We start from the raw sequence: 15214 nt of genomic DNA on the forward strand, positions 1-15214 counted from the left end.
GGGCGGTTTGGACCTTCAAATAAGGCCCCGCGCGTCTAAATGCAATCAGCGCCGGATGGCAAGCCGCGCAACCAACCAGCAGAAGCCCACAACCGCGAGATCCAGCCAGAGCATTTGCCGCATGACAACGGGATCCGACAGCTCAAACGGGACCAGATATAGCGCCAATCCCGACAGGCTGGTGGGCGATCCGAACAAGAGGATAGCAATGATATTATTGGCAAAATGTACTGCGATTGCGGGGCCCAGCGTGCCCGCCCGGGCGGTCAGATCCGCCATCAGCAGTCCAAACGCCCCCGCCCAGAGCGCAATGAAGGGCGCATTCACCCCGGCATCGGCCGGCACATAGTGACCAGCAGCAAAGAGGATCGACGGCACCAGAAGCCAGACCAGCGGATGAGAAAACCGCGCCGCAAGCGCCTGCTGGAGATACCCCCGGAACAGGATTTCCTCGGCGCTGACCTGCACGAATATCGCCATCAGCGCGAATGGTAGCAACAGCAGCCATTGCGCTGGTGGCAGGTTCGGCACCAGATCCGACATTACACCGCCGTCCAGCCCGCCCGGCAGGACCAACCACAGAACGGCAAGCCCCATCATCAGGACCATCAGTCGAACGCCGGTCCGGCAGAACTGTCGCAAGGTCTGCGGTATCGGGCCGATCAGGCTGGTCAGGCCGCGTCGGTGCAACAGGCGCAGCACGCAGGCAACAGCCACGGTCACGGGTAAGAAGCTGCCCAGCAGCACCAGCATGGCCACGGGCGAGCCCCCGGTCGGCAAATCACTCACCCAATCACCCGGCGCGGCAGCAATCAGCAGCTGGACAGCGACATTGGTCATCGCGTAGCTGAGTACTGCCACGAGCAGCATACCAAGCAGCAGCCGCCAGATCTGCGGGCTGCGCCGGGCCGGATCGACCAGTTGCGCATGGGCAGCATAGGCCGCCATTGTGGGATCAATAGACATTGCCGCTATGCTCCTCCGCAAGTGTACTGGTCGCAGCCACCGCTGGTGCTTGGCTGCCTGCAACATTCTGATCCGCCGCGCGGACAACACCCGCAACCTGCACCAGATGCCGTGAGACCGTTTCGAGCAGCTGCACGGCCACGCCCGCATCCGCCTCGATCACGGCACGGTACTCTTCGGCGCCAATCCTGAGAAAACGGCAATCTTCCACCGCAATCAGGTCCAATTGCCGTGTGTCGCGCAGGATAACAGCCAGATCACCGATCAACCGCCCCGGCTCAACCCGGGAAATCGGCGTGGTCTCCGGCGTTCGATCGGGCCAGTACAGTTCCGCTGTACCGGTCAGACAGAGAAACACCGCATCGCCGCTCTCTCCAAATCGGAACACGTAATCGCCCTTGGCCACATCATGCCAGCGCGCCGAGAAGGCCAACAGGCGCTGGTTCCGCGCATCCAGTTTCGAGAACAGATCTGTACTTTGAATAAGCTCCAGCCGTTTGCCAAGGTCGTTTCGCGCGGCATTCTCCATCGGGTCGGTCAATCCGCCTTCCACCCCGTCGATGCGCCCGTTCTGAATTTTCACAAAAATATCATAGCGTTCGGGGTGATTGAATTGATCTTCCAGAAACAGCATCGTGGTACTTGGCATCAGCTCAGCAAGGCGCTCGCGTGATTTCAGCCGACTGGCGCTGTCATGACTCGCCAGCGCGCGATCCAGGATCAGGACATCAGGCCGTTTGATCGCTGCACGGGTAAAGGCCGCGCGCTCCTGAAACACCGGCTCCAGCGCCGCGCCGCCCAGACCTGCCGGCAGATCATAGAGAATAAGCGCCAGCCGCTTGCGCAGCCCGTGTTCCTCCAGCACGTCGGCGACCAGATCCTCAACCTGTTTCGCCTTTGCTCCCGCGCCCAGCGACAGCCGCCCGTATAGAAGATTCTCCAACACGGTGAGACGCGGAAGATAGGCGTCTGGAGAGATCGAAATAAAGAGATCGCCCAATTGCGCCTGCAGGGTCTGCGCCATATCACGCCGCATCGTCAGGATCTGCTGCTTGAAGCGTTCCGGGAACGCGGTGCCGATCTGCTCTTCGGAAATCAGAAACGGAACCGATGCAAGCAGACCCCGCTCATCCTCCCGCAATCCCGGCACACCCAGTGTCTTCTGCCGGTCGGCAACCTCAGCGATACGCTGATAGAGCGCCTCGTCCAGCCCCAGCCGCTTGAACAGCGGATGGTCGGTATCAGCCAGGCCAAAGGTCTGCCGCAGTGTTTCCATAACCCCGAGGCCAAAAGCGATCACATCCTGCTGCAAGCCATTGTCACGCAGCGCACTGATAATCGGCCCATCTTCGGCAATCAGCTCTTCCGGGGCGATGGCGCGCGTGGGCGCGGCAAACAGGATATTGCCGCCCAGCGGCACCGCCGGGTTGAAACTGTCCGGGTCGAAACGGTGCACGACGTCAGACAGCCCGGCACGCTCCAGCCGTTCAGCAACCAGAGCTCGCAGCCCGATGATCTGCTGGACCAGCCCCAGATGCGGTCCGATCTGAAAACGCGTGTGCAGGGTGCGTCGAAACAGCTGCTCATCAATGCCCATCGCCTCAACCAGCTGGAACCACCAATCGCGCAGCTCGCTTTCCGATCCGAGCCCGGCCAGCGCCGGATTGATCCAATCCGCCGTCAGCGGGTCGGGGCTGTTACCCGCACGGCAGGCTTCGGTCAGCGCCCGGTTTTTGCCGCGCGCCTCGGTGTGGGCTGGCATGTGAGGTTGATCACGCAGCGGCATCAGCACATTGTCCCCGAGCGATCCGTCAAATAGGTAGGGCCGCGAATAGGCATAGCCGACGCGCGTCGCGATCACGCCTTGGTGCAGCTGATCCAGCCGATGGCCTGCAATGGTCACCGTACCTCGAAACGGCATCACCTCACGCGTCAGCAATGCGGCAAAAGCTGCGCGCTCGGCCTCGCTGCCGCTCTGGATCGCGACACGTCCCCCGGCGGGAATGGTCAGCGACAGATCTTCAAGCACCATATTGCCATCGGCGTCCTTCACCGAAACATTGCGCAGCTCGATCTCCCCGCGCAGATGGGGAATATCGGCGGGCACACCGTCGATCAGCGTCTCCGGGATCATCCCCTTGGGCGAGAAACGATCGGTCATGATCGACCAGCGCAGGCTCATGTCCTGCACCTGATTATAATAGGTCAGCAACTCCCGCCACGGCGCGGAAAGGTCCTTGTAAGCTGCCAGCGCCGCCACCAGAGCGCCCACTGTGATATCGCCGCGGATCGCCAGCACCCCTCCGGCGGAATAGAACACAAAAGGCGTCAGATGGCCGATCATGTTGTTGAGGAACTTCATGAAGTATTTCTTGCTGTAGATGCGTCGCCGAATATCGAACAGTCGCCCCAAACGCGTCGAAATCTGCGCCAGCCGGTAGCGTCGTCCGCCATTGATCCGCAGATCGCTGATCCCGGCCGCCGTTTCACCGATCTCGGCCGAGAAAGCCCGCACCTCCTGGATACGATCCTTGTTCAGCAGGTTGATCTGCCGTTGCAGCATCGGGATGAGCCAGGCCTGTAGCGGGATCAATGCGATGGACGCGAGACCGAACCACAGACTCTGCATGAACAGGAACACGACGATCGTCAGCATCTGCCCGGCCTGAAACACCGGCTGGGCGACGGCATCCCCCATCAGCCCGCCCATCGGCTCCGACTCCGAGGTGATCATCGACACAAGTTCACCTTGGCTCGTGGTGCGGAAATAGGGCGTGGGAAAGCGCATCATCCGGTTGATCAGCGTATAGCGCAGACGTCGCAGCAGTCGCTCCGCCACAACCCCCTTCATGGTATTGAGACGCATCTTCAGCAGCCCGCTGATCAGAACCGCAGCAAGGAACCCAAAACAGAGCAGCAGCAGGTAATCGACCTGGCCAATCTCCTGGCCCAGTACCTCAACCTGATCCATCGGTGCGCCGATGGCGTCATTGATGATCCGCTTGGGCAGTTCCAACGCAGCGTAGAGAAAGGGGAATGTGACCATGGTCAGCGCCAACAGACCTATCTGCTGGCGCCGTGAATAGGTCCAGATGAATGAAAACAGGGTGGATTGCATCCCCTGCTCCTCTTACGTGTCGGAAGGTGTCAGCGCGAAATCGCCTGCTGGCTCTGCAGCGGTCAGACCCTAATCACTGCCCCCTGACATTACAAGGCAACACCCGGCCGACTTTTGCGTGGGCTGCTTGCGACAGAGGCGCCCCCGGACTATTCCGGAATCGAGCAAGACAACGACAGGCAGAGACCACCGTGACCATCATAAGCGACGGAAAAATAGTATCTATTTCTGATGGAGCGCAGTCAGAGGCACAAACGGAAAACGGGTATCGGTCCGCTCAACCCCGGCTATCCGGTTGTTGCTTTTCTACCGCGATTGCACAGTGGCTTTGCGATGGCGCACGCACGACGTTGCAGGTGACCGGCTGCCACCGACTGTATCGGCGTGCTCTGACCCTGCTTGCCGCCACCGCTCTGGCCGCCTGCACCGCCGATTCAGGTCTCTCGCTGGTGGGGGCCAAGACTGAGCCGCAGCCCGGGGATATCACCCGGATGAGCTTTGCCAGTGACACCATTCATCTGGTGCCACCAGCCGGCTTCTGCATCGATCCCCGCATGACGGGCCATCGCGCCGAAGGTGGGTTTGCCATCGTCGTTCCCTGTTCCAGTCTGCGTCCCGGCCCCGCCAGTCGCAACCGCGCCTTGATCACCGTCGCTGTCGGACCCGCTGGCCCAGCGGATGCGGCATTGACCAGCGCTGATCTGTTAAAGACAGCACCCGGCGCCCGGCTGGTCGCTGAGCGCAACGACATGATGCTGCCGCTGGTCAAGCTGAACATGCCGAACCACCGCGCTCGTGGCGCCAGCCCCGTGCACTGGCGCGGCGCCTTCGTGCTGAACGACCAACTGGTGGCCGTTGCGCTCTACGCGCCCAGCGGCAGCCGCAACCTTGGTCGACGCGGCGCACAATTGCTGAACGAACTGACCGCAAAAACGCTCGAAGCCTCGGTGACTGCCGATCTTGATCCCGCTACCGATGGTATCACCCGGTGATATCCACGCCAGAACGGCGGGCGCGATGACACGGAGACGGGAGCTGCCAAGCACCAACCATCCAAACGGATTTCCGCTTCCGAGTTTGTCAGCGGTCACCGCTTTGGCTAGGGTCGAAGAAAACAATGAAACGCTGATGCTTTGCCGCATCGCCGAAAAGCATGACTCGCAGGACAGGATATTGAGCCAATGGGCAGGACAATAGAAAAACTGCTGTTCGCGCGCGTTCTCAGGCGTTGGCGTCGGCTGGCACAGCAGGCGTCGAAAATGCCCCTCAGCCGTCTGAGGGAACAACGCAATCGCGCCCGAACCCTGCGCCTGCATCTGGACCGGCTCATTCACATCGCCGAAGGTCGGCTGGCGCTGCCGCAGGTGGGCTCGAACGCTTTTCCCCGCCCTCACGGCACCGACTGGGGCTGGCGGCCCGAACTGTGGCGTGGCCCGCTGCCGGTTCCCGGTGCCTCGGCCGTCGCCAGCAAAACACGGCTCGGCGGAGAGGTGGAGCTGTTTCACGACTGCACCGTTTCCGAACTCACCCTGCGCCAGCTGCGCAACAACCGCGAGGAAGACCTCGCCCCTTATGGTGTGCGTCTGGATGTGTTTGGGTTTGACGGCTCGTTCCTGTCACTGGTCATCGAGTTGCCGCAAGACGTCACCGCAGGGCTGAACCGTGACCATCTGCTGCGGGTGGACTGCACGCTTGAGACGGAAAAACCGATCGAGATCTTTGCCCGGCTCAATATCAAACACGGCCCGAATACTGAACAGATGGTGCGGGAACTGCCGATGGGCGACAAGCGCACCCATGTGGAATACGACCTAGCCTATGCTGAGTTGAACGAAAAACGGGTCGAGCGGCTTTGGCTGGAGCTGATCTTTGAAGCCCCGGAAATGAACCAGGTGACCCTGCGCGATGTCACTCTGTCGCGCAGTCGCCGCGCCAGCCTGTAACCCACATTCGAAAGGCCGGACATGAGCCAATTGACATTGACCAAAATTCGTTTTCGCGAGGGGCTCTGGGAAGGCCGGATCACGGGGTCCGGTCACAGCGCCTCCGCCCCGCTGATCGAGGTCCGGCACCTGGATCGCCCGGTTCGCGATGTTGCCCTGACCGAAAGCGACACCGCAGGCGAATGGTCGCTGACAATCCCGATCCCAACCGAAGCGATCGCCGACGGGGTGCAGAGTTTTGTGATCTACGACCTCAAGAGCGATGTCAAACTCGGCGATTTCACCCTGATCTGCGGTGAACTCACGGGCGATGACCTGCGAGTCGAGGTCGAGCTTTTGCGCGCCGAACTGGACATGCTGAAACGCGCCTTTCGCCGCCACTGCGTCGAAACGCAATAACCGCGTCACGCCGGGCTGGGCTAACTTATCGTCTCTAACACGGGCCCCGATGCCTGTAGCCAACAGCGCGACTGCTTTAATACGCGTCTCAGCTGCGCGACGTCGTCAGCGCCAGGAACACGTCTTCCAGATCCGCCTCCTCGGTCTTCACATCGCGGATGGAGATCCCTGCGGCGCGCACCGCTGAGAGCACCTCCTCGGCGCTGGTTGCGTTGCCATGATAGCGCAGGATCACTGCCCCGTCGCCGCGCAACTCCGATGTAATCCCCTTACCGGCTGGCAGTTTCGTCACCGCCGCCGCCGGATGCACCACCATCGCCTTGGCGTCCAGACGCCCCAGCAGATTTGCGGTGGTGTCGCGGGCAACCAGCTCGCCCTGGTTGATGATTGCGATCTCATCACACATTTCCTCGGCCTCTTCGAGGTAATGGGTCGTCAGGATGATTGTCATGCCTTGCGCGTTCAGCTTGCGGATGTTCTCCCACAGCATCTGGCGCAATTCGATATCCACGCCTGCTGTCGGCTCATCCAGCACCAGAATATTCGGATGATGCACCAGCGCCTTGCCCAGCAACAGCCGCCGCTGCATTCCACCGGACAGGGTACGCGCATAGGCATGTGCCTTGTCCTCAAGCCCGACCATACGCAGGATCTCATCGCTGCGCCGCTCGGATTTTGGCACACCATACAGCCCGGCCTGCACTTCCAAGGCGCCACGTGGACTGAAAAACGGATCAAGATTCAGCTCCTGCGGCATCACCCCGATAGCCGCCCGGGACTGACGCGGGTTTTCATCCTGGTCAAAGCCCCAGATCGTGACCTTGCCTGCGGTTTTCAGAACCAACCCGGCCAGGATGTTGATCATCGTGGATTTGCCGGCACCGTTGGGACCAAGAAGACCAAACACAGAGCCACGCGGAATGCTCAGATCCACACCTTTCAGCGCGGCTTTCGCGGGTTGCCCCCTGCGGCCCTTGTAGGTTTTTTGCAAACCTTCAATACGGATTGCGTCCTCTGTCATCGCGGCTCTTGCCCCCGGTTTTCCCTTGGCTCATAAAAGCCCCTAAACGATAACCAAGAGGACCGCCAGAGATGACCATCGAAGCGCCGGAAACCAAGATCGTGGACAGCTACCGCGTCGCCTGCGACGGCAGCGAAGGTGCGCTGGGACATCCGCGGGTCTACCTGCAAATCCCCGAAGCCGAAGGCTTTGTCGAATGCCCCTATTGCGACTGCAAGTTTGTCCATAAGGATGCAGCACAGAACCAGGCGTAACCGCCTGAAAAAAATCACAAGATTGGAAACGCCGCCGGAACGGGCGGCGTTTTGCGTTTATGCCAACACCTGCGCCAGCTCGTGAAAAGTGCGACGAGGTTGAGGCGAATTTTAGTGATCAAGACGGCGTCGATCCGGTCGCGGTAGCGGATTCTTTACGATGATGATGCACAGGATAGAAGGTGTATCTGCTGCTACCGGAGACTGTGATGTACAGCGTCGTTCAATGCATTACGCAAGAACACAGCCTCGGCCTTGTGACCGTGGCTGCGCTTGTCTGCGTCATCGGTTCCTGTCTTTCCGTCCTGATGACACAGCGGCTCGGTCAGACCGTCGGTAATCGCAAAATCGTCCAGCTGGTGCTGACCAGCCTGATCAGCGGCGGCACCGTCTGGACCACCCATTTCATCGCCATGCTTGCTTTTGATCCCGGATATGTCCACGGATATGATCCGCTGATCACGGCACTGTCCCTGGGTGCAGCCGTTGTCGGTATGCTGATGTCAAACGGTGTCTACGCCATTGCACATTCGACCAATCACCGCGTTGCGGCCAGCGGCGCGATGTTTGGCCTCAGCGTCTCGACCATGCATTATCTCGGGATGAGCGGCTATCTACTGCCAGGAGAGATCGTCTGGCAGACCACACCGCTCATATCCTCCATTCTGCTGGGCACGGTGTTCGGAATGGCGACCTATCAGTATCTCACCCGGTTCAACACCGGACGGCATTGGCTTGTTGCCGTCGCCCTGATGACGCTGACGATCTGTACGATGCACTTCACCGGCATGTCGGCCATCACCGTACAGCTCAGCCCACTGTATTCCGTCCCGCCCGAGGTGATCTCGGATGCGACACTTGGCCTGTTTGTTCTGGGTACGATGACGATCATCCTGGTGATCGGCTTTGCGGCGCTCAGCATCGAAACAAACGTCGAAAGCGAGGCCCGCGACCAGCTGCAGCACGCCGCCCTGCACGATCCCCTGACCGGACTGCCCAACCGGATGTCCCTGACGCGCAAGATGGCCAGTCTGACCGACTTGCTGGCGCGCGACGAGACCGAACGCGTTGCCGTGCTGACCCTTGATCTCAATCTGTTTAAGGAAATCAACGATCTTTATGGTCACGCAGCCGGGGATGCTGTTCTGATGACCGTGGCCGACCGGCTGAATAGCGTTCTGGAGAAAGATGAATATATCGCGCGCGTCGGCGGCGACGAATTTGTCGCTCTAAAGCAAGGGTTTCGCCGGGTCGATCAGGTCATGGCCTTTGCCGAGCGGCTGCACGCCTTGACCGTCGAGCCGGTGGATTTTGACAACACATCGGCGATCGTCGGTGTCGCCATCGGTGTTGCCACCAGCCTGGAAGACGGCCGCGACCTGCGCGATCTGCTGCACAAGTCGGATGTGGCCATGTATCGTGCCAAATCGGACGCAGACCGGCACATATGCCTGTTCAATGCGCAGATGGAAAAACACAACCGCGACCGTCTGGAACTGGTCAACGATCTGCGGCAGGCCTGCATCGCGGGCAATCAGTTCGAACTGGCCTATCAGCTGCAGAACGATCTGCGCTCTCTCGCTCCCATCGGGTTCGAGGTTCTCCTGCGCTGGAACCACCCGGAAAAAGGCCGCATTCCCCCCGACACCTTCATTCCCATCGCCGAGGAAACCGGGCTGATCCGCGAAATCGGCCTTTGGGTTCTGCGCACGGCCTGCCGTGAGGCAAGTGGTTGGCCCGAGCATTTCAACATCGCGGTCAACGTGGCGCCACAGCAGCTGATGCAGCCCTCTTTCGTCGAACATGTCTCCGACATCCTGCTGGAAACCGGCCTTGCTGCTGAACGTCTGGAACTGGAAATCACCGAGGCCAGCATTATCGACGATCAGGTCCATACCCTGAAGGTCATGCAACAGCTGAAAAACATGGGCCTGCGGATCGCCATGGATGATTTTGGCACCGGCTACTCGTCGCTCGCGATGCTGCAAACCTTCCCCTTTGACAAGATCAAGATCGACCGCAGCTTCGTACAGGACGTCCACAAAAACGATCAACGGGCGGCAATTGTCCGATCCACCCTGCTCCTGGGCGCTGCGCTCAATATCCCGGTCCTGGCCGAGGGTGTCGAGGTAGAGGATGAATTGCAGTTCCTGCGCACCGAGAAATGCGCCTCCGTACAGGGGTTTTACTTTGGCCGACCAATGGCACGGGACGAAATGCGCCTGATCGTCGAGGCGAACAAACAGGCAAAAACAGCCTGACGCCAGCCGACATCACAAAGGCCGAGAATGGGCAATTGCTCTCCCTCCGCTGATCACCGATAACGGGGGCCAACGCGCAACACCCGGAGCATCGGCCATGACCACCGCATCTTTTGGCAAGGGCTGCCATCTGCACCTGATCGACGGATCGGCATTCATTTTCCGCGCATACCACGCGCTGCCGCCCCTCACCCGCAAGTCCGACGGCCTGCCAATCGGGGCGGTTGCCGGTTTCTGCAACATGCTTCAGCGCTATGTTGAGGGCAATGGTGGTCCCGATGCACCAACCCATGTTGCGGTGATCTTTGACAAGGGGTCGCATACCTTCCGCAACGATCTCTATGATCAATACAAAGCCAACCGCGAGGCCATGCCCGAGGATCTGCGGCCGCAGATTCCATTGACCCGCACCGCGACCGAAGCCTTCAACATCGCCTGCAAGGAACAGGAAGGTTTCGAGGCCGATGACATCATCGCCACCCTCGCCTGCCAGGCCCGCGACGCCGGTGGCCGCGTGACCATCATCTCCTCCGACAAGGATCTGATGCAGCTCGTCGGTGGCGGTGTTGAAATGCTGGATGCGATGAAAAACAAGCGGATCGACAGCGATGGCGTTGTCGAGAAATTCGGGGTTGGCCCGGACCGTGTAGTGGACGTGCAGGCGCTGGCGGGCGACTCGGTCGACAATGTGCCCGGCGCACCCGGGATCGGGATCAAGACCGCCGCACTGCTGATCAACGAATACGGCTCCCTGGAAGAGCTGCTGGACCGCGCCGAAGAGATCAAACAACCCAAGCGCCGACAGACCCTGATCGAAAATCGCGAGCAGATCGAACTGTCCAAAAGACTGGTTCAGCTGGACAGCAACATGACGCTGGATTTCACTCTGGATGACCTAGAGGTGCGCGATCCGGACGCCGATCACCTGCTGGCCTTCCTCGCCGAAATGGAATTCCGCACCCTGTCCAAACGCATCGCGGACCAGCTTGGTAAGGAACCACCCACAATCACGGACGCCCCGGCCAAAGATACCGCGGCAACGGACGCTCCGACCATAACCGACCTGCCGTTTGACAGCGCGTCATATGAATGCGTCCGCGATGCCGAGGCGTTAAAGAAGTGGATTGCCCGGATCCGCGAACGCGGCTGGGTCGCTGTTGATACGGAAACCACCGGCTTTGATGAAATGGTGGTGGATCTGGTCGGCATTTCACTCTGCGTAGAGCCGGGGACCGCCTGCTATATCCCGCTCACCCATAAATCCGGCAATAGCGACGATCTGTTTGGCTCGGACGAGCTGGCGGAGGGGCAGATGCCTTTGCAGGAGGCGCTCGATCTGCTGAAACCGGTGCTTGAGGACGACAGCATCCTCAAGATCGGCCAGAATATGAAATATGACGCCAAGATCTTTGCCCGCCGTGGCATTGATGTGGCGCCGATCGACGATACAATGCTGATGTCTTATGCCATGCACGCAGGTCAGCACGGGCACGGTATGGACACGCTGTCAGAGCGTTACCTGAACCACACGCCGATCCCGATCAAACCGCTGCTGGGCAGTGGAAAATCCGCGATCACCTTCGACCGTGTGCCCATTGGCGATGCGGTCGCCTATGCCGCGGAAGACGCCGATATCACCCTGCGCCTCTGGCAGCTGTTCAAACCGCAATTGCACCGGTCAGCGGTCACCACGGTCTATGAAACGCTGGAACGCCCGCTGGTGCCGGTGCTCGCCCGGATGGAGCGCGAAGGCATCAAGGTCGATCGTGATACGCTGTCCCGCATGTCGAACGCCTTCGCGCAGAAAATGGCCGGGCTGGAGGCGGAAATTCACCAGTTGGCAGGCCAGGAATTCAACGTCGGATCCCCCAAGCAGCTGGGGGAAATCCTGTTTGACAAACTCGGTCTGGAAGGCGGCAAAAAGGGCAAGACCGGCGCCTATGCCACCGGTGCCGATATCCTGGAGGATCTCGCGACGGAACACGCCTTGCCTGGTCTGGTGCTGGATTGGCGCCAGCTGAGCAAGCTCAAATCGACCTATACCGACGCGCTTCAGGATCACATAAATGCGGAAACCGGGCGCGTGCACACCTCCTATGTGCAGACCGGTGCCAACACTGGCCGCCTGGCCTCAACCGATCCCAACCTCCAGAATATCCCGGTCCGGTCCGAGGAAGGGCGCCGCATCCGCGAAGCCTTCGTGCCCGAGGATGGCAATGTCCTGCTGTCGCTTGACTACAGCCAGATCGAATTGCGCATCCTGGCCCATGTCGCCGGGATCGATACGCTGAAGCAGGCCTTTGCTGAAGGTCAGGACATCCATGCGCTCACCGCGTCCGAGATGTTCAACGTGCCGCTGAATGAAATGACCCCCGAAATCCGCCGTCAGGCCAAAGCTATCAACTTTGGCGTGATTTACGGGATCTCCGGCTTTGGTCTGGCCCGCAATCTGCGCATCCCGCGCGCCGAGGCGCAGGGCTTCATCGATCGCTATTTCGAGCGGTTCCCCGGCATTCGCCGCTACATGGATGACACCGTCGCCTTTGCCAAGGAACACGGCCATGTCCAGACCCTGTTCGGGCGCAAGATCCATACTCCGGAAATCTCCGCCAAGGGACCACGTGCAGGTTTTGCCAAACGCGCGGCGATCAATGCACCGATACAGGGCACGGCTGCGGATGTGATCCGCCGCGCCATGATCCGTATGCCCGCCGCAATCGCCCATCTGCCCGCGCGGATGCTGCTACAGGTGCATGACGAATTGCTGTTCGAAGTGCCCGAGGCCGCTGTCGACGACACCATCGAAACCGCGCGCAGGGTGATGGAAACCGCCGCAGATCCGGCCGTGCATCTCGACGTGAAGCTGGTAGTCGACGCAGGCAAAGGGCGGAACTGGGCCGAAGCTCACTAGCTTTGGCCGAGGCTTGATGCCAAAGATCCTGGCCGCTTTCAAAACCTGACCGAAGCGGATCGGATCGGACGCCCGCCTCGCATTTCAGCGGCACGCCATGCCTTAGGCATGGCGCCCGGCCCAACGGGAAGAATAGCATCCATGATGCTGTGATGACGGGCGGGGGCGCTTGCTCGGTCAGGACATCGCCGGAGGGGCTTCGCTCAGCGATCCTGCCGGGGAGAGGAAACCGTACCCTTGCTGGCTTCCTGCGGCGGCTTCACCATCCATGCCACCATGCGGCGCACGGCGGGTGCAACAACCAGCACCACGCCAAAGGCCACCGGCCAGCCAAAACTCCAGGCAGCCATCCACAGTCCCGGCGCTTCGGAACTCAGGCCCACCGCCTTCAGCGTGGCCACCCCGGTGACGATACACGACATGATACCCGACAGAATCAGACCAAATAGGATGGGGGCAAAACGCGCAGGCAGCATGGAGGTCTCCAGATCACAACTTACTGCCTTATGCCCCGCGCTCAGTCACATTTCAATTCACGAATATGTATTTCTGTCCCGCTGGACGTTTGGCCGCAGCCCTCCCCAAGCCTCAGGGTCCGCCAGCCCCCCTCACAGGGTTCGGCCCGCTCTCACCCCATCCAGGCCAGACTGTCCTCTGTCCGCTTGGTACTGGGGGTGTATTCCGCGCTGACCCAACCACCATAGCCGCTCTCGTCGATGGCCGCGAACAGCTGCTCGAAATCGACCGGCCCGGTTCCCGGTTCGCAACGCCCCGGCGCCGCACCGATCTGTACATGGACAGCCCGGTTACCAAAGGCTTCCCAGACCTTCACCGCATCGCCGTGGATCAACTGCGCATGGTAGGCGTCGTATTGCAGTCCCACGTTCTTGCGATCCACCGCCTCCAGCACCTCTACGGCGAGATTGTAGTCATCCAGAAAATACCCCGGCTGATCACCGCTGTTCAGCGGCTCGATGGTGAACTGCTGGCCCGGCGCATAGTCGGCCGCCCATTGCAGATTGCGGATCAGCGTTTCCTTGGCGACATCCCCTTTTGCGTAGCCGGCCATGATGTGGATCATTCCGGGCCGCAACACCTCCGCATAGCGCAGCACCCGCCGAATATCGCGCTGAAAGCGATCCGCCCCCATCGGCAGCGCGGCATAGCCCGGCATCCCGCCGGTATAATTTGGCGGCGGCGCATTGATCAGCAGCAGTTCCAGACCATTGGCCAGCAGGGCGCGCTGGGTTTCCTTCGCAGCCAGCTCATAGGGAAACAGGATTTCCACCGCCTCAAATCCGGCCCGCGCCGCCGCCGGAAAACGATCCAGATAGGGCAATTCGGCAAACAGCAATGAAATATTGGCCGCGAACTTCGGCATCGAAAACCTCCTTTGGAGCCACCCCCGATTGGCGGCCAAACAGACATGCTCCGGGCAAAAGTCACCAAAGGCTCGTCCCGGCCCCCGCCGGTTGCGCCATTGATCGGCCCGTTTTTGCACGCCCCCAATCTGCCCCATATCTCCGCCGATTTTGAGCGGGTTTTCACAAGAATTTTCGGTAATTTAACAATATACTCAAGCGGGTCAGCGACTTCCTGCCGCTGCCCTTTGCCACCGGCAAACCCCTGCCGACGAGCGCCGGGTCGGATGCGGCGTGGTCAGCCCTCCGGCAAATCAGCCGACGGGATCATCCCAAAAAACTCGCCGCCCGACCACAGCCCGAACCAGCCGTCCCGGTGGCATCCCAGCTCGACCAGCCGATAAAAGCTCTTGCGATCAATCAAGGCCTCCAGCCCGGCACGCACCATCACATAGGGCGAGGGCTCGCCGGTTGCATCGTCTCTTACCACACGAATCTTATGCGCAGGCCCGGCTTCGACCCTGTCGCCGACATGTGTCTCGAACCGCAGAATCTGCGCGGCGCCGTCGCCCTCGACCTCGAAATCCACCGCAACGAAAGGCGCATCCTCGACCGTGATGCCCACTTTCTCGACCGGGGTCACCAGAAAGTATTTGCCGTCTTCCAGCTTCAGAATGGAGGAAAACAGCTTCACCAGTTCAAACCGGCCAATCGGCGTGCCAAGGTAGAACCAGGTGCCATCACGGGCGATCCGCATGTCTAGATCGCCGCAAAACGGCGGATTCCACAGATGTACCGGCGGCAACCCGCCTTTGCTCGCCGTCTTGGCAGCGGCCGCCAGCCCCTCGGCACTGGGCGGTTCTGATCCTGTTTCAGGGGATTTGCTGCCGGAAGTCACGGGATTTTGTCCGCTCATTGCTTTTGCCATTTTCTCTCAACGCGATACAGTAACACTATATATTCGCCGTGAAGGGAAAGTC

At 60.4% G+C, this 15214-nt stretch carries 12 protein-coding genes; 6 read left to right on the top strand and 6 right to left on the bottom strand.

Annotation, left to right across the window (positions count from 1 at the left end; translation table 11 throughout):
* Nucleotides 1-45: 45 nt before the first annotated feature.
* Both VWZ85_RS05695 and VWZ85_RS05700 read right to left on the bottom strand, forming a co-directional pair.
* Nucleotides 46-966 carry a CPBP family intramembrane glutamic endopeptidase gene (locus tag VWZ85_RS05695; protein WP_416544552.1) on the bottom strand — a complete coding sequence of 307 codons (921 nt, stop codon included), beginning with the start codon at nt 964-966 and terminating at the stop codon, nt 46-48.
* Entirely contained in the window at nt 956-4084 is a 3129-nt protein-coding gene (locus VWZ85_RS05700; RefSeq protein ID WP_416587357.1) for an ABC transporter transmembrane domain-containing protein, read from the bottom strand. Before VWZ85_RS05700 ends, VWZ85_RS05695 begins: the two co-directional genes overlap by 11 nt.
* A 356-nt stretch (nt 4085-4440) precedes the next feature.
* Between VWZ85_RS05700 and VWZ85_RS05705 the strand changes: the two genes are divergently transcribed.
* The 3 genes from VWZ85_RS05705 (at nt 4441) to VWZ85_RS05715 (ending at nt 6426) form a co-directional block, all read left to right on the top strand.
* Nucleotides 4441-5076, top strand: coding sequence for a hypothetical protein (locus VWZ85_RS05705; protein WP_416587403.1), 636 nt, complete (start codon nt 4441-4443; stop codon nt 5074-5076).
* Nucleotides 5077-5265: 189 nt separating this feature from the next.
* Nucleotides 5266-6027: a DUF6478 family protein gene (locus VWZ85_RS05710; protein WP_340546417.1), complete on the top strand. Its 762-nt coding sequence runs from the start codon at nt 5266-5268 to the stop codon at nt 6025-6027.
* A 21-nt stretch (nt 6028-6048) separates the two neighbouring features.
* Nucleotides 6049-6426: a hypothetical protein gene (locus tag VWZ85_RS05715; RefSeq protein WP_416534559.1), complete on the top strand. Its 378-nt coding sequence runs from the start codon at nt 6049-6051 to the stop codon at nt 6424-6426.
* A gap of 88 nt (nt 6427-6514) precedes the next feature.
* Here VWZ85_RS05715 and VWZ85_RS05720 read toward each other — a convergent pair whose 3' ends face one another.
* Nucleotides 6515-7447: an ATP-binding cassette domain-containing protein gene (locus VWZ85_RS05720; protein WP_416538274.1), complete on the bottom strand. Its 933-nt coding sequence runs from the start codon at nt 7445-7447 to the stop codon at nt 6515-6517.
* Between the two features lie 71 nt (nt 7448-7518).
* On the opposite strand from VWZ85_RS05720, the gene VWZ85_RS05725 reads away from it, so the two are divergent.
* The 3 genes from VWZ85_RS05725 (at nt 7519) to polA (ending at nt 12873) form a co-directional block, all read left to right on the top strand.
* A complete protein-coding gene (locus tag VWZ85_RS05725) occupies nt 7519-7701 on the top strand; it encodes a zinc-finger domain-containing protein (protein WP_340546414.1) in 183 nt (60 codons plus the stop codon).
* 209 nt (nt 7702-7910) lie between these two features.
* Nucleotides 7911-9962, top strand: a complete 2052-nt coding sequence (locus VWZ85_RS05730) for an EAL domain-containing protein (RefSeq protein ID WP_340546413.1) — start codon at nt 7911-7913, stop codon at nt 9960-9962.
* Between the two features lie 97 nt (nt 9963-10059).
* The gene (gene polA / locus VWZ85_RS05735; protein ID WP_416587358.1) at nt 10060-12873 is read left to right on the top strand and encodes a DNA polymerase I; all 2814 of its coding nucleotides are present in this window, start codon (nt 10060-10062) and stop codon (nt 12871-12873) included.
* 203 nt (nt 12874-13076) lie between these two features.
* On the opposite strand, the gene VWZ85_RS05740 is transcribed toward polA, so the two are convergent.
* From VWZ85_RS05740 to VWZ85_RS05750, 3 genes are all read right to left on the bottom strand, one after another.
* Nucleotides 13077-13349 (bottom strand): DUF2798 domain-containing protein, encoded by a 273-nt coding sequence (locus tag VWZ85_RS05740; protein WP_340546411.1) that lies wholly within the window; start codon nt 13347-13349, stop codon nt 13077-13079.
* Nucleotides 13350-13501: 152 nt separating this feature from the next.
* Nucleotides 13502-14254: a hydroxypyruvate isomerase family protein gene (locus VWZ85_RS05745; RefSeq protein WP_416587359.1), complete on the bottom strand. Its 753-nt coding sequence runs from the start codon at nt 14252-14254 to the stop codon at nt 13502-13504.
* A gap of 278 nt (nt 14255-14532) precedes the next feature.
* Nucleotides 14533-15150 (bottom strand): DUF1285 domain-containing protein, encoded by a 618-nt coding sequence (locus VWZ85_RS05750; protein ID WP_416534564.1) that lies wholly within the window; start codon nt 15148-15150, stop codon nt 14533-14535.
* Nucleotides 15151-15214 lie beyond the last annotated feature (64 nt).

This window comes from Phaeobacter sp. JH20_29 (assembly GCF_048056175.1).
Lineage (GTDB): Bacteria > Pseudomonadota > Alphaproteobacteria > Rhodobacterales > Rhodobacteraceae > Phaeobacter > Phaeobacter bryozoorum.

Excerpts from the sequence above, each read along its gene's own strand:
- VWZ85_RS05720 (WP_416538274.1), bottom strand. The coding sequence starts at position 7,447 with ATGACAGAGGACGCAATCCGTATTGAAGGTTTGCAAAAAACCTACAAG.
- polA (WP_416587358.1), top strand. The coding sequence starts at position 10,060 with ATGACCACCGCATCTTTTGGCAAGGGCTGCCATCTGCACCTGATCGAC.
- VWZ85_RS05745 (WP_416587359.1), bottom strand. The coding sequence starts at position 14,254 with ATGCCGAAGTTCGCGGCCAATATTTCATTGCTGTTTGCCGAATTGCCC.
- VWZ85_RS05725 (WP_340546414.1), top strand. The coding sequence starts at position 7,519 with ATGACCATCGAAGCGCCGGAAACCAAGATCGTGGACAGCTACCGCGTC.
- VWZ85_RS05750 (WP_416534564.1), bottom strand. The coding sequence starts at position 15,150 with ATGAGCGGACAAAATCCCGTGACTTCCGGCAGCAAATCCCCTGAAACA.
- VWZ85_RS05740 (WP_340546411.1), bottom strand. The coding sequence starts at position 13,349 with ATGCTGCCTGCGCGTTTTGCCCCCATCCTATTTGGTCTGATTCTGTCG.
- VWZ85_RS05730 (WP_340546413.1), top strand. The coding sequence starts at position 7,911 with ATGTACAGCGTCGTTCAATGCATTACGCAAGAACACAGCCTCGGCCTT.
- VWZ85_RS05710 (WP_340546417.1), top strand. The coding sequence starts at position 5,266 with ATGGGCAGGACAATAGAAAAACTGCTGTTCGCGCGCGTTCTCAGGCGT.
- VWZ85_RS05715 (WP_416534559.1), top strand. The coding sequence starts at position 6,049 with ATGAGCCAATTGACATTGACCAAAATTCGTTTTCGCGAGGGGCTCTGG.
- VWZ85_RS05700 (WP_416587357.1), bottom strand. The coding sequence starts at position 4,084 with ATGCAATCCACCCTGTTTTCATTCATCTGGACCTATTCACGGCGCCAG.
- VWZ85_RS05695 (WP_416544552.1), bottom strand. The coding sequence starts at position 966 with ATGTCTATTGATCCCACAATGGCGGCCTATGCTGCCCATGCGCAACTG.